Annotated in this window: 11 protein-coding genes; 3 read left to right on the plus strand and 8 right to left on the minus strand. The window is 71.1% G+C overall.

Annotation, left to right across the window (positions count from 1 at the left end):
• Window positions 1–5 precede the first annotated feature (5 nt).
• Window positions 6–2,780 (plus strand): substrate-binding domain-containing protein, encoded by a 2,775-nt coding sequence (locus tag ACQP09_RS29360; protein WP_433405057.1) that lies wholly within the window; start codon window positions 6–8, stop codon window positions 2,778–2,780.
• A complete protein-coding gene (locus tag ACQP09_RS29365; protein ID WP_433405060.1) occupies window positions 2,777–4,204 on the plus strand; it encodes an extracellular solute-binding protein in 1,428 nt (475 codons plus the stop codon). Before ACQP09_RS29360 ends, ACQP09_RS29365 begins: the two co-directional genes overlap by 4 nt.
• A 49-nt stretch (window positions 4,205–4,253) precedes the next feature.
• On the opposite strand, the gene ACQP09_RS29370 is transcribed toward ACQP09_RS29365, so the two are convergent.
• From ACQP09_RS29370 to ACQP09_RS29380, 3 genes are all read right to left on the minus strand, one after another.
• Entirely contained in the window at window positions 4,254–4,475 is a 222-nt protein-coding gene (locus ACQP09_RS29370) for a hypothetical protein (RefSeq protein ID WP_433405062.1), read from the minus strand.
• 324 nt (window positions 4,476–4,799) lie between these two features.
• The gene (locus tag ACQP09_RS29375) at window positions 4,800–5,045 is read right to left on the minus strand and encodes a DUF397 domain-containing protein (protein WP_433405064.1); all 246 of its coding nucleotides are present in this window, start codon (window positions 5,043–5,045) and stop codon (window positions 4,800–4,802) included.
• The gene (locus ACQP09_RS29380; protein ID WP_433405066.1) at window positions 5,042–5,917 is read right to left on the minus strand and encodes a helix-turn-helix domain-containing protein; all 876 of its coding nucleotides are present in this window, start codon (window positions 5,915–5,917) and stop codon (window positions 5,042–5,044) included. Before ACQP09_RS29380 ends, ACQP09_RS29375 begins: the two co-directional genes overlap by 4 nt.
• A gap of 153 nt (window positions 5,918–6,070) precedes the next feature.
• Here ACQP09_RS29380 and ACQP09_RS29385 point away from each other — a divergent pair, with 153 nt between their 5' ends.
• Window positions 6,071–6,535 (plus strand): ATP-binding protein, encoded by a 465-nt coding sequence (locus ACQP09_RS29385; protein ID WP_433405069.1) that lies wholly within the window; start codon window positions 6,071–6,073, stop codon window positions 6,533–6,535.
• Between the two features lie 18 nt (window positions 6,536–6,553).
• On the opposite strand, the gene ACQP09_RS29390 is transcribed toward ACQP09_RS29385, so the two are convergent.
• The 5 genes from ACQP09_RS29390 to ACQP09_RS29410 form a co-directional block, all read right to left on the minus strand.
• Entirely contained in the window at window positions 6,554–6,913 is a 360-nt protein-coding gene (locus ACQP09_RS29390; RefSeq protein WP_432150702.1) for a hypothetical protein, read from the minus strand.
• 117 nt (window positions 6,914–7,030) lie between these two features.
• A complete protein-coding gene (locus ACQP09_RS29395; RefSeq protein WP_433405072.1) occupies window positions 7,031–9,256 on the minus strand; it encodes a SpoIIE family protein phosphatase in 2,226 nt (741 codons plus the stop codon).
• Complete coding sequence (locus ACQP09_RS29400) at window positions 9,253–9,678, minus strand: STAS domain-containing protein (protein WP_433405075.1); 426 nt, start codon at window positions 9,676–9,678, stop codon at window positions 9,253–9,255. The genes ACQP09_RS29395 and ACQP09_RS29400 overlap by 4 nt, the downstream gene beginning before the upstream one ends.
• 61 nt (window positions 9,679–9,739) lie before the next feature.
• Window positions 9,740–10,021, minus strand: coding sequence for an STAS domain-containing protein (locus ACQP09_RS29405; protein WP_433405078.1), 282 nt, complete (start codon window positions 10,019–10,021; stop codon window positions 9,740–9,742).
• Entirely contained in the window at window positions 10,021–14,193 is a 4,173-nt protein-coding gene (locus ACQP09_RS29410; protein ID WP_433405081.1) for a SpoIIE family protein phosphatase, read from the minus strand. Before ACQP09_RS29410 ends, ACQP09_RS29405 begins: the two co-directional genes overlap by 1 nt.
• Window positions 14,194–14,252: the final 59 nt, after the last annotated feature.

Raw genomic sequence — 14,252 nt, forward strand, 5'->3', positions numbered from 1 at the left:
GCGTTGTGCCGCCGTACAACGCGCGTAGTCCGCAGAACCGGTCCAAGGCCCATCGCGCGGTGCTCATCGGCGTCGACTCCTACACCCATGAAGCCGACCTGCCCGCGGTCGCGCGCAGCCTCCGGCTCATGGCGGAGGCGCTGACCGCCGAAGGCACGGGTGTCATGGCCCCCGGAGAGCTCGTCGTCCTGCCCGGCCCGGCCGGGAGCGGCTCGGGCACGGTCGACCCGCTGGAGGCGGTCCGTGCGCTACGGGACGCCCGCGAGCAGGTCGACGGGCTTCTCGTCGTCTACTTCGCCGGGCACGGCGTGGTGCGGGCCGACGGAAAGGACCTGCACCTGCTGTTCAGCCCCTCGCGGGTCATCGCCGATCCGCACCGCCCTTTCGTCGACGCGCTCTCGTGGCGCGATCACGTCATGGCCGAGCTGCGGCTGGCGCAGGCCGACTGGGTCGTGGTCGTTCTCGACTGCTGTTTCGCCGGGAACGCGCGGCAGGATTTCCACCCGGAGGAACAGCAGAACTTCGCTCTCCTGATGGCGGCCGAGCAGAACGTGGAGATCCCACCCGGCGACGCCGCGACCGGCACCGACTTCACCGTCGGGCTCCACCGCCTGCTCACCGGGCGGACGTGGGCCTCGAAGCCCGCCACCTTCACCCGGCTGGTGGGGGAGATCCGCGAGGTGATGGCCCCGCTGAAAGCGGTCCACGATCACCGCTGGATCCCGGGGGAGCGCCGGCACGGCGACGACGTGCTGCTCGCCATCCCCGGCAGGAGACACGGGCGGGAGCCCGAGCCGTCGGAGCCGCCCGGGACAGCGCCCGGGGCCGGCCATCCGGCGCTCGCGTCCGCCGGAGCGGACGGTGCCGTCACGACACCGGGGCGGCCCGGGGAGGGCGGGGCCGAGGCCGGGAACGAAGCCGAGAACGGCCCGGCCCACCCGCCTCCGGCCGACGGTACGACACCGAAACAGCGCCCGACCTCCCGGCGCTACCGGGCGTTGTGCGCCGGCCTCGCGCTCGCCTGCCTCGCCGGAGCCGGCGTCCTGCTGAGCCTCGGCGGCGGCCCGGACCGCGGCTGCGCGCCGCCTCTGGAACTGCGCGTACTGGTGGATCCCGACATCCGGCCCACCGTGCAGAAGGCCGCCGACACCTACCTGGACCGGAGCACCGGCGACTGCCGGGCCGTGGGCATCAGCGTGTACACCGGCAACTCCACCGATGTCGTCGACGCGCTCCAGGCCGCCCCGCTCTGGCAATCCCCTCCCGCCTCCTGCCCGCCCTCCGGCGACTGCCTGTTGCCGCAACGCGATCTCGGGGCCCAGCCCGACGTCTGGATCCCGGCCGCCACGGTCACCTCGCTGCGCGTGCTCGCCGAGCAGAGCGTGGCGGCCCGAACAGTCGCGAAGCTCGACTCGCTGGGCTCGGTCGCGTACACCCCGATGGTCCTCGCCGTCCCCGCCGACGCGGGCCGGAAGCCCGGCCCTGCCGATCGCCCCGCACCGCTGGCCGACCTGGTCGCCCGAGTCCGGGACGGCGGCGCCGACGGTCCGGAGCCCTACCAGGTGTTACGTCCCGACCCCGAGGGCGGAGACGCCGCGCTGCTGTCGACCACCGCGCTGTACGGGACCGACGACCGCCGTCCAGACGACGTCGAGGCCGCCCTCACCGATGACCGGCTTCCCCCGCAGCCCACGGCGCGCGATCTGATGTGCGGCCTCGCCGACGGATCCCGTAACGCACTGGAGGACAGGGCCGCGGTGCTGATTCCCGAGCAGACCATGGCCCTGTTCAACCTGCCTTCCGCGAGCGGGGAGCCCGGCACCGTGGGACGACCGGCCTGCGCCAGCGACGTCCTGGAGCACCGTGCGGCCCGCTATCCCACCGACGTTCCCGTACTCGACCTCCCCTTCTTCCGTGTCACCTGGGCCGGGGCCGACCGGGACGCGACCGCGCGCGGGCAGGCCGTGCGGGACTTCTACGACTGGCTGGCCAAGGACCCCGAGGCCGGCGCGGTCTTCGTGCGGGACGGCTTCCGCACCGGACCGAGCGGGAAGCCGTCGCTTCCCTCCGCGGCCTCGCCGCTCACGGCGAAGGCCAACGAAGGGGCGGTGAGCCTCCTCCTGCCGCCCTCGAACCCGCCGACCTCGGCCTCCGAGGTCACCGAGGCGCTGCGCGACTACCGTCAGGCGCTCGGCCCCGGCCGCGTCCTCTACCTGCTGGACGACTCGACCTCGATGGAGGACAACCGGGTCTGGTCAGGGCCGGGACGTGCCAAGGACCTGGTGGCCCGGTCCACCGCCCCGATCGGACCCGAGGATACGTTCGGGGTGTGGGGGCTCTCACCGGGAAGCGCCGCGAACCACACGGAACTCGTCCCCTTCGGCAGCGCCGGCCCGGACCTGGGCCGGGCCCGCGCTTCGATCGGCCGGGCCCCGGCGGTGAACAGGAACGCGCGCGTCCTGGACGGCCTGCGCGACGGCCTGTCCGAGCTGCGGTCGGGCTCCGAGGGCCCCGTTCCCCGGCTGCTCGTGCTCGTCACGGACGACGAGGACTCCGCCGACCTTCAGCGCGAGGACGTCCTCGCGCTGGTGGAGACCGCGACCGAGGGGGCACCGGTACGCGTGGTCACGGTCGCGCTGCGCGGCGGCGGATGCGCACCCGAGCAGCTGAACCAGCGGCTCGCCGAGGCGACCGGCGGCCGTTGCCTGGACGCCTCCGACGACCTGGCCACCGAGCTGACCGCCGAGGTCGCCAAGACCGGGACGGGGGACGCCCGGTGAGCGGCACACCGACCCGTCACCCTGCCCGCACCCGCGTCCTGGGGTGCCTGCTGCTCACCCTGTCGGCCGCCTGTACGGGGAGCGGCGCGGACGGCCCGTCGCCGACGGCCGGCACCCAGGCACCGGGCCCGATCATCGTGGCCAGCGGCCTCGACGTGACCGGCTCCGGCGGAGTCCGCCAGCAGCTCATCGCCGAGTGGAACCGCCAACACAAGAACGACCCCGACCTGCGGGCGCAGATCGTCGAGCTGCCCGGCGGCGCCGACCAGCAGCGCAGCCAGTTGCTCGGCGCCCTCCAGTCCGGCAGCGCCGCGTACGACATCGTCAACCTCGACGTCACCTGGATACCCGAGTTCGCCGAGGCCGGACTGATCCAGGCGCTGCCGGACTCCGACACCGACGACCCCGACGTCATTCCTGAAGTCCTGAGCACCACCCGGTGGAAGAGCCGGACCTACGCCCTGCCCTTCAACACGGACGTCGGCCTGCTCTACTACCGCAAGGACCTGATCGAGCAGAGCGGCATCAATGAGAACCGCCAGCCGACCGGCGACTGGTCCTGGCAGAACCTCTACGACTCCATCGCGACCCTCGGCAGCGGACAGCCGGAAGGCGATGACCCGGAGAAGGGCTGGACCACACAACTCGCGCCCTACGAGGGGCTGACGGTCAACGTGATGGACGCCTTCGCCGCCGCCGACGTGCGGATCGCGAGCGCTGACGGCACGTACACCGCCACGCCGGACACCCTGAAGGACGGCCTCCAGGAGTTCCTCACGCATGTCGACGACAACCGCACGCTGCTGCCCCGGGCGCTGACCTCGAACGAGGACGCCACTCTGGACGACTTCGCGGAGGGCCGGGTGGTCTACATGCGGAACTGGCCCTATGCCTTCGGCGCGCTCCAGAGCCGGTTGGCACCGGATCGGTACGCCGCCGTCCCGCTCCCCGGCCGCTCCGTGCTCGGCGGCCAGAACCTCGCCGTCTCCGCCGCGTCACCGCGATCCGCCGCCGCCCGGAAGCTGCTCGCCTTCCTCACCGGGCCGCGCAGCGAACGCTGCCTCCTGGACGCCGGTTTCGCCGCGACCCGTCTCTCGTCGTACACCGCGGAGAAGACAACCGGGGCACCGGCCTGCTGGGAAGCGGTCACCGAGGCGCTGCGGCCCGGCACGGCCTCCGCGGACCCGGTGCCACGGGAGGGCAGCGCCCGCGCCCCGTCGGCGCGGGAGCGGTCGGAGTACATCGGGAGCGTACGGCGGGCGCTGGAGGAGGCGGTGCAGCGTCCGCGCACGCCGTATTACGGAGCGTTCACCCGGGCCCTGCAATCGGCGGTGTACGGACTCCTGACGGACGAGTCGCCCGATCTCGACGAAGCGGCGGAGCGACTGCACGAAGCCTTGAAAGAGGCGTTCGCGGGCCGCTAGCGGCCGCCGGGGCGGCGCGCTGTTGGGCGCGCTGTTGTCGCGGTGGCGTCTACCGCGCGGGTGCTACCGCCGTCGTGGTGACCTTCGCGGCGGCCCTGGAGGACAGCTCCGAGGCGAAGGAGGTGGATGCGGGGAGGGAGTAGCCCGCCGCGTCGTGGCCCTCGCAGAAGCGGCTGTCCGCCAGATACCGACGGCGTACCGTGCCGGTCCCGGCCACGGCGGGCTGGGGCAGCCAGGACCGGTCGGGGTGCCGGAAACGCAGATGCGACATGGCCCGGCGCACCACCCGTCCCTCGGACAGGGACAAGGGAACACGCGTGGTGGTCATCTGACCGGCCGGGCAACGGTCGCAGAGCCGGTAGGAGAACTCACCGATCACTTTGCGGTGGTGGACCAGGAGCAGATGATGCTCGCTGGTCCCGGCCGAGGGCGGACAGGCCGTCCACTCCAGACGATCGAGCAGACGCGCGTGACCCCGCTTACGCGCCCAGTGTCGCCGAACAGCTTCGAACCGACGGTTCCCGACCATACCCATGCGTGACGGGTGCCCCGGCGCGCTCGCGTCATGCTTTTCCCTGTCCGGGAGCCGCAGGGATCAGCCCTGGGAGGCGTACGCGAGGAAGTGCGTCCAGGTGGTCGGAGCGAGGGCGAGCTGCGGGCTCTCGTCGATCTTGGAGTCGCGGACGTGGACGGTGGAGGGGCAGGCGGCGACCTCGACGCAGTCATCACCGGAGCCGCTGCTGTAGCTCGACTTGTGCCATTCCAGGGCCACTTCCACGCAGGAGTCGCCGGAGCCGCTGCTGTAGCTGCTCTTGAACCAGGCCAGGTCTGTGGTGCTCATCTCGCTCCTCGCATACGCCGCATCAGGCTCTTGGAGTCGTCCAACGAGAGAGCCTGTGAACGCATACTGGCACACCGCATCTGGAGTGCGCTGATCACCTTGGGGTCGGAGACGAACTGCCCGTGCTCCTGCCCCTCCAAGTAGCCGAACCACTGGTGCTCCGGTGTCTCCAACAGCCGCATCGGTCCGTGCAGGCCCGCGTGGTGATGCCGTACCAGCGGCATGATCTGGATGTCCACGTTGCGCAGCTCGGACAGTTCGAGGATGTGGTCGATCAGCTCCCTGGTGACCTCCTCACCGCCCAACTGCCGCAGGAACAGGTGTTCTTCCAGGATGAAGGTGAACGCGGTGTTGGGGCGGTTCCGCAGGAGTTCCTGACGCTCCAGCCGGGCCGCGAGCTGCGCCTCGATCTGTTCGTCGCCGAGTGGTGGCAGCTGGTCCGTGAACAGCGTCCGCGCGTACGCAGGCGTCTGCAACAGCCCTGGAATCAACCGGCATTCGTACGTGTACAGGCTCAGCGCCCCCAACTCCAGCAGCGCCCACTGCCGGAACCAGCTCGCCAGCCCCTTCCGCCGCGTCAGATGCTTCGCCGCCGCCAGAATCACGCCGAACGCGTCGAGCACGCTGTCCGCGCGCTCCGGGAAGTCCGCAGGCGGGAGCCGGCGGCCCTGCTCGATGGAGGCGATGGTCTCCAGCGAGTACCTGACGAGCGCGGCGAACTCATCCTGGGTCAGCCGGGCCCGCTTGCGGAAAGTCTTGACGATTTCTCCGAACATCTTGAGGTTGTAGTGCGGTTCGGATCCGGGACGGACCGCGCCGCCGTTGCCGAACGTCCCGTATGTGCTGTCGATGCCATCCGTGCCGTGCGTCATGTACGGCCACCTCCCCGTGCGCCTGTCCTGGTTCGCAACCCGTCCATGCTCACGGAACGTGATTCGTACTGTCTACCCTTTGCGCCCGTACGCTGACTCAGCGTACGGGTCGCTGACCTGGTGGTGGCGGGTCGAAGCCTGGAATCTGAGGGCATGGAAGCACCTACGAAGGCCCAAACCGACGTAACCGTACGTGTGTTCAGGCGGCAGTTCAGCTCGAATCCGCGCGGTGCCCGGCTCGCCCGCCGCGTCGGCCTCTACCAGCTGCACACCTGGGGCATCCCGTACCTCAGTGACGCCTCGGAGTCGGCGGCGCTCATCATCGGGGAGCTGACGGCCAACGCCGTGACCCATGGGCGGGTCCCCGGGCGTGACTTCGAGCTGCGCCTGACGCATACGCCCGGCGACCGGGAGATCCTCGGGGTGCTGCGGATCGAGGTGTCCGACACCCGGGGCGAGTGCCGGCCGCCGGGGCCCGGCGAGATCGCCGCACCGGCCGACGGTGACGACAGCGGGCGCGGGTTGCTGATCGTGGACGCGCTGGCGGACCGCTGGGCGGTCATCGACCGTGAGCCGCCGGGCAAGACGGTCCGCGCGGAGCTGGACCTGTTGTACTGACCACCGCCCCCAGGGGCGTCAGTGGTCGGAGTAGCTGAAGTCGCCCATCGTCCAGGCGCTGACGTCCTCGATCGCCACGCGGTACATCCCACCCGTCTCCGGGATTCCCACCGCGCCTTGCAGGATCCGCGCCACGTGGAAGTGCAGATGCGTCGGCGGGCCTTCCTTGCGCGCGGTGGCGGTGAAGGCTGCGGCGAACTCGCCCAGTTGGGCCGAGTCCGCCAGGACCTCCGACACCCGCTGCCGCCAGACGGCCTCGGGGGCCAGCCGGCCGGTGATGACGGCGCCCCCGGCGACGACGGTCAGCGACATCTGGTTGCTGTGCCCGGACTCCACCAGGGCGGCGACATCAACGAGCAACTCGTCAGGCTTCGACATGGAAGCTGATTCTAGTCGGCGGCTCCGGCCGCGGTCCCTGCGGTCCGGTTCAGGTGGTGCGCGTCTCTTCGAGGGTCGGGTGGATCCGTAGGCGGGCGGGCTGACGGGCCGTAAGGGTCATCCGGTGGCGGTCAGGACGAGGATGGCCTGGTCGTCGTCGATGCCGTGGCCCCCGGTGAAGGCGTGCACGGCGTGGGTGACGGTGTCGATCAGTTGTTGGGCGGTGGGTCCGGCCGGTGCGTCCCCCAAGGCGTCGGCGAGGCGTCGGTCGCCGAAGAGTTCGTTGTCGTGGCGGCGGGCTTCGGTGATGCCGTCGGTGTAGAGCACCAGGCTCTCGTTCGGGCGCAGACGCAGGGTGCGGGCGGTGAGGTGGGTCTGCGGCCCGATGCCCAGCAGGACGCCCGGCGCGTCGACCGCCCGGACGGTGCCATGGGCGTCCAGGTGGAGAGGGAGGGTGTGGCCGGCGCGGACGAGTTCGACGTCGAGGCCGTCGTCGGTGGGGGTGATCCGGCCGTAGACGAGGGTGACGAATCCGGTGCCGTGACCGACGGGCCGGTTGCACAGGGCCTGGTTGACCGCTTCGACGACCTCTTGGGGACCGGGGACGAGAGGGGCGACGGCGCGGGCGGTGTGGCGTACCAGGGCGGTGGTGGTCGCGGCGATGGCGCCGCGGCCGCAGACGTCGCCGAGCAGGAACGCCCATCGGCCGTCGGGCAGGGGGAAGACGTCGTAGAAGTCGCCGCCGACGTCGAGTCCCTCACCGGCGGGGTGGTAGTAGGTGGCCACCTCGGTGCCGGGCACGCAGGGCAGTTCAGGCAGGAGGAGCCCTGCCTGCAGATCGCGGGCGAGGACGGCGCGGTGGGTGTACTGGCGGGCGTTGCGCGCGGCCAGGGCGGCGCGTCCGGCGAGCTCCTCGGCCAGGGCGACGGTGTGTCCGTCGAAGGTGTACCCGTCGGTGGACAGCAGCGTCACGGTGCCGACGACGCTGTCCCGGTCGAGCAGGGGGATGCACAGATAGCCGGTGACGCCCAGGTCGTGCCAGGGGCCGGGGCCGGTAGGGGTTCGCCGGGCCACTTCGGTCACGCCGGAGGCCAGGACGCGTGCGACGGCGTCGTCGGTGTCGTCGTAGACAGGGGCGTGGCCGGCGAGCAGATCCCGCTGCCACCGGTCGGGGGCGGCGGTGGCCACACGGCGGACCCGTCCACCCTCGATGACATCGACCGCGCACAGCGGTGCCAGGCGCGGGCTGCAGGCCTGAGCCAGGCGGTTGAGGGTCTGGGCGACGTCGAGGTCGGTACTCAGGAGGGTGCTGGCGTTCAGAAGGAAGGCCAGGTCGTCGCGGGCGGTCTTCTCGCGGGCTTCGGCCGCCTGATACGCCTGTTCGGCCTGGTGGCGTTCGATGGCCAGGGCAGCGGTGCCGGCGAAGACCCGGGCGAGGGCGAGGTCGGCCTCCCGCGCGACGCGCGGGACGCGGTGATACATCGCGAAGGTGCCCAGCAGCGAACCGTCGCGGGCCAGGATCGGGGTGGACCAGCAGGCGGCGACACCGGCCTTCTCGGCCAGGTCGCGGAAGTCGTCCCAGAACGGATCGGTGGCGATATCGGTGACGATCACCGGCCGGCGGCGGTGAGCGGCGGTGCCGCAGGAGCCGACACCCTCACCGGTGGCGATACCGTCGATGGCCTGGTTGTAGAAGTCGGGCAGGCTCGGTGCGGCGCCGTGGCGCAGACGGCGGCCGTCGGCGTCGGCGAGCAGGACCGACACCAGCACTTCCTCAGGAGTGAGATTCTCGATCGCCCGTGCCATGCCTTCGAGCACCTCGGAGAGAGGGGCCTGGCGGGCGATCTGCTCCAGCAGGGCCCGGTGCTCGGCCGTCAGCCGTTGCGCATGCTTGACCTGGGTGGTCTCCACCCCGATCATCCGCACGCCCATGACGTTGCCGCCGGAGTCCAGACGGGGCTCGTAGGTGAAGTCGAAGAACGCCTCGCGGGCATCCGCTCCCTCGCCCAGCACCACGCGGGCATCCCGGCCGGTATAGGCCTCACCTGTGCGATAGACACGGTCCAGCAGAGCGATGAAGCCCTGCTCGACCAGTTCCGGCATGAGCTGCCCCAGCGGCACGCCGGTACGGGTGCGCTCGATTCCGCCGATCGCCGCGAAGAACGCCGGGTTCGCCGCCTCCAGCAGGTGAGCCGGCCCGGCCATGGAGGCGAACAAGGCCATCGACTGCCCGAACAACGACCGTAGATCGTCCTCCCCGCCGCTGGAGGCGGCGGTACGTGCCGGCGGCACCTGGCCGGTCCGGACAGGCGGGCGTGCCTGCTGGTCCGGTGCGCCTGTCATCCGCCGTGCTCCGTGCCGGTCCGTGCCGCGCTGTCGGCGCCGGCCGCAACAGTTCCGGGGACATACAGGTGGGCGTCGAGAGCCTCTTCCGCGTCGGTGTGCAGACAGAAGATCTGCTTCAGCCCGGTCAGTTCGAACAGGCGGTTGAGGTTGTCGGTCACGGAGGCCAGGCACAGAACCCCGTCCTGCGCGGACATCTGGTGGTACAGCTTCAGCAGGGCGCTGATGCCGGTGGAGTCGCAATAGGCCAGGTGGGCGCAGTCGATCACCACGGCCCCCGTCACCCTGGCGGTGCCCAGTTCCTCCTCGCCGGCCTCGTACAGCTGCACCACGCTGTGGAAGTCGAGATCCCCGCGCAGAGTGAACACCACTCCTCGTGTGTCCCGCCTGACGTCTACCGTGAACACTTCGGTTTCCTCCACATGGGTTCTCCGTGACGCCCAGGATATGGGGCGGTCTCTGCCGGCAGGGACGGTGCGGTCCTCAGTGGTGTGTGGTCAGGTCGGTGAGTCCGGAGATGGTCAGTACGGGCTCCAGGAGCGGGCCGGCGATGAGTTCGAGGCGTTCGGCGTGGGGGAACAGGACGCTCAGGCCGGCGCTGTCGAGGTACTCGACGTCGCTCAGGTCCAGGACGAGGGGGCCGGGTGCGTCGTCGAGGGCGGCCGCCAGGCTCTGGGCGTTGCTCATGTCGATCTCACCGACCGCGGTCAGCACGGTGGTGCCGTCCGGCCGCCGACTGGCTGTGAGGGTCAGGGGCGTAGTCATCAGGCGATCCTCGTGTGCATGTCGACGGTGGTACCGGTCGGCCCTTGGACGACGGTGACCTGCTGCATCAGGGCACGCATCAGCCCCATACCGCGGCCGCGGTGGGCGTTGAGCTCGGGCTGGGGCACTTTCCACCGGCCGGTGTCGGCGATGGTCAGGCGCAGGTTGTCGACGGACGCCTCGGCGCGGAAGTAGACGGTGTCGCCGGGGGCGTCGCGGTGTCCGTGTTCGATGGCGTTGGCACAGGCTTCGCCCGCTGCCACCAGGACGCTCTGCGCGGTGCGCGGCGGCAGGTCGCACTGTTCGAGCCAGCCGCGCAGAGCTTTCCGGACGGGAGCGAGCTGGCCCGATTCCGCCGGGAAGGAGATCTCCAGCGGAGCCGGGTGACGGTAGAGGAGCAGGGCGACGTCGTCGTCGTAGCCGCCGTCGGGAGCCAGCCGGGACATCACGTCGCTGGCGAGATCGTCGACCGCGGTGTCCCGGCCGTCCTGAAGGGCCTTGCCGGCCCGGTCGATGCCCGCGCTGAGCGGACGGCGGCGGCGTTCGACCAGCCCGTCGGTGTACAGCAGCAGCGTGGAACGGGCGGAGATGGTACAGCTGCCCTCGGGCCGCGGCCGGTCGGGCCGCACGGCGAGGGGCAGGGAACGTCCGTCCTCCAGGAGCCTGGTGGCGCCGTCGGGCTGGACGAGGATGCCGGGGGGATGCCCCGCGCTGGAGTAGACGAGGTGCCCGGTCCGGGTGTCGAGAACTCCGCAGAAGACGGTGGTGCACATCGCGCCGGGGACACCGACGGCGAACTGGTCCAGGGCCATGAGCGCCCGGGCGGGACCGGCGTCCTGGAGCAGCAGGGCGCGACAGGCGCTGCGCAGCTGCCCCATCACGGAGGCGGCCCCCAGGCCGCGGCCGACGCAGTCGCCCACGACGATGCCGATGCGACCGTCGGGCAGGGCGACGGTGTCGTACCAGTCGCCGCCGACCTCCAGGGGACGGGTGGCGGGCTCGTACCGCACGGCGAAGCCGTCCGGGAGCCGGGACGGGCCGAGGATGGCCCGCTGCAACGCGATGGCGGTCTCGCGCTGCTGGTCGATCTGGTGAGCGCGGGCCAGGCCCTGGGCCAGGCGGCCGGCCAGCAGGGACAGCAGGAGCTGGTCCTCGCCGGTGAAGGGGCGCCGCTCGCCCAGGGCGATCCACAGGGCCAGGACGCCTTGCGGGTGTTCCAGGACGACGGTGGCCTCGCCCTGGCCCGGAACGGCGGTGAGCGCCGGCTGTTCCCGCAGACCGGTGAGCATCCGGCGTCGTTCGGCGGGCAGATCCTGCCAGACGAGGCCGGTGTCGGTGCCGGTGAGAGCGGGCTCGTCACGGGGACCGAAGACCACAGCCGTCACGTGTTGGGCGTGCCACAGCTTCTTCAGCTCCTCGAGAGAGCCTCCGAGGGCCTCGCTCAGGCTGGGGGCCTGGGACAGCCGCGTGCTCAGAGCGGCCAGGGCGGTTTCCCGCTGGATGGCGTAGTGCTCGGCGCTCACGTCGCGGAAGGTGCCGACGATCACCGTACGGCCGGTGTCGGGGTCCTGGACCTGGTTGAACGTGGCCGTCACCCACAGGCGATGTCCGTCGCGGTGGGTGACGGGAATGGTGTAGCTACCGCGTTCCTGGCCGGTCAGTGTGGCGAAGGCCTCGGCGACCAGGCGGTGGGCTTCGGGGTCGGTGGCGGCATCCGGCCACCAGGGGTGCACCGGCTGGTAGGGCAGGTCTTCGGGGCCGTACCCGAGGATGCCGGTGAAGGAGGTGTTGATCTCGATGACCGCGCCGTCCTCGTCACAGACGAAGAACGCCTCCTGGAGCGAGTCGATCAGAGCGGTACGCCACCGGGCGTGGTGGTTGCGCAGCCGGGCCAGTTTCACGTTGGCCTCGACGCGGGCCAGGAGTTCGGCGGCGGCGAACGGTTTGACGAGGTAGTCGTCCGCGCCCGCCCGCAGGCCCTCGATGGACGCCTCCTGCCCGGCGCGGGCGGACAGCAGCACCACCGGCACCGAAGCGGTACGCGAGTCGGTGCGCAGCGCTCGCACCAGTGACAGGCCGTTCAGGCGGGGCATCATGACGTCGCTGACCACGAGGTCGGGGGCGTCCGCGCGAACGGCTTCGAGGGCCTGCTGTCCGTCGACGACCGCGTCGACCTGGTATCCGGCGTCGCGCAGCAGCCGGGTGAGGTACTCGCGCATGTCGGCGTTGTCGTCGGCGATCAGTACCCGCGCCTGAGCCGACAGACGGGGCACGGGAGCCTCGCCGGCCGTCTGCGGCCCGCTGTGCGGTTCGCCGGCCGGCACACCGGTCTGCCCGCCCGGCAGCCAGCGCAGGGCCTCCTGGACGAAGGGGGCGGCGGCACCGGGAGAGGTGACGTCGTCGCCCACGCGGGTGCGGAGGGCGCCGGCGGGCAGGTGGGCGGAGCCGAACGGCAGATGGATGGTGAAGCTGGTGCCCTCACCTTCGGCGGAGTCGGCTGTGATGACACCGCCGTGCAGGCCGACCAGCTCCTTCACCAGCGCCAGGCCGATGCCGCTGCCCTCGTTGGAGCGGGAGCGGGCGTTCTCGATGCGGTGGAACCGCTCGAACAGCCGGGGCATCTCCTCGGCCGCCACACCGATCCCGGTGTCCGTGATCCGCACCACGGCCTCGTCGTCCTGGACGCCCACGCCCACCCGGATCGCGCCTTCGAAGGTGAACTTCAGCGCGTTGCTGAGAAGGTTGAGGACCACCTTCTCCCACATACCGCGATCGACGTACACCGGCTCGGGCAGGGGTTCGCACTCGACGCGGAAGTCCAGGCCGGCGTTCTCGACGGCGGAACGGAAGACGCTGGCCAGCGCGCCGGTGACCGTGGCCAGGTCGACCGGCTCGTAGCTCGCCTGCATCCGGCCCGCCTCGAGGCGGGAGAAGTCCAGCAGCGTGTTGACGAGCTTGCCCAGCCGCAGACCGTTGCGGTGCACGGCCTCCAGCTCCTCGCGCACGCGCGGGTCCGCGTCGGCGAGCCGCTCCCGCAGTTCCTCGACCGGCCCCATGATCAAGGTCAGCGGGGTGCGGAACTCGTGGCTGATGTTGGAGAAGAACGTCGTCTTGGCCCGGTCGAGCTCCGCGAGCTCCTCGGCACGGCGCTGCTGTGCCTGGTAGCTGCGGGCGCTCGCGACGCCGGCGGCCATGTGCCCGGCGACCAGGTCCAAGAAGCCCTGGTAGTCCTCGTCCAGGGCACGGAAACGGTTCAGACCCGCCACCACGAATCCGTACGGCGCTCCACCCTGCTGCAGCAGGGGCACGACCATGGCTTGGGTCGGCGCCTTCTCCCAGGCCCCGGTCGCCAGGTCCGTGAACGGCGCGCCGTCCAGGGGCACCAGCACGGAATCGCCCCGAGCCGGTACGTCGACGGGCCAGGGCGAGACGGAGTCCGGGGGAAGGATGTCCGGCGCGGCCGGATGTGCCGTCCCGATCCCGGTCGCCGCGGCGCGACGGGCACTGCCGTCGTCCTGGAACAGATAGGTCAGGGTGAAGGGAAGATCGTACGGGTTGCGACTCAGCTGCACCCCGGCGAAGTCGAGCATCTCCTGCTCGGTGCGGATGACGCTGGGGTCGGAGCCCAGGTCGCGCAGGGTCGCCATCCGGCGGTCGCCGATGACCCGCTTGGTGTCCTCGCTGACCACGCACAGCAGGCCGACCACAGCGCCGCCTTCATCGCGCAGGGGACTGTAGGAGAAGGTGTGGTAGCTCTCCTCGGTGTAGCCGGAGCGCTCCACGAACAGCATCAGCCCCTCGTCCCAGGTGGCCTCACCGCTGTTCATGACGGTGTCGATCCGAGGGGCGATGTCGTCCCAGATCTCCGACCACACCGTGGCGAAGGGCCGGCCCAGCGCCCAGGGGTACTTCTGGCCCAGGGTGTCGCGCCGGTAGGCCTCGTTGCAGAAGAACGTCAGCTCCGGCCCCCAGGCCATCCACATGGCGAACTTCGACGACAACAGGATGTTCACGGCCGTCCGCAGACTCTGCGGCCAGTCCTCAGGCCCTCCCAGCGGCGTCGCCGACCAGTCCACCTTGGCCAGTTCCCGGCCGATGTTCCGGTCGGCTGTGAACACCTCGTCCATCGCAGCCGAGGGAATGGTCAGCTCGCCGTCCTCCGAGCGCGTCACAGCAGACACCCCTTCACTGGCCTCAGCCTCTTCATGCGAAGTACCGCCCGAGGCTGCTC

It is taken from the genome of Streptomyces sp. CA-146814 (assembly GCF_050942385.1).
GTDB lineage: Bacteria > Actinomycetota > Actinomycetes > Streptomycetales > Streptomycetaceae > Streptomyces.

Bases quoted from the DNA above. Each gene is read 5' to 3' on its own strand.
- ACQP09_RS29395 (WP_433405072.1), bottom strand. From the start codon at position 9,256: ATGACAGGCGCACCGGACCAGCAGGCACGCCCGCCTGTCCGGACCGGC.
- ACQP09_RS29370 (WP_433405062.1), bottom strand. From the start codon at position 4,475: ATGTCGCATCTGCGTTTCCGGCACCCCGACCGGTCCTGGCTGCCCCAG.
- ACQP09_RS29375 (WP_433405064.1), bottom strand. From the start codon at position 5,045: ATGAGCACCACAGACCTGGCCTGGTTCAAGAGCAGCTACAGCAGCGGC.
- ACQP09_RS29390 (WP_432150702.1), bottom strand. From the start codon at position 6,913: ATGTCGAAGCCTGACGAGTTGCTCGTTGATGTCGCCGCCCTGGTGGAG.
- ACQP09_RS29380 (WP_433405066.1), bottom strand. From the start codon at position 5,917: ATGACGCACGGCACGGATGGCATCGACAGCACATACGGGACGTTCGGC.
- ACQP09_RS29385 (WP_433405069.1), top strand. From the start codon at position 6,071: ATGGAAGCACCTACGAAGGCCCAAACCGACGTAACCGTACGTGTGTTC.
- ACQP09_RS29405 (WP_433405078.1), bottom strand. From the start codon at position 10,021: ATGACTACGCCCCTGACCCTCACAGCCAGTCGGCGGCCGGACGGCACC.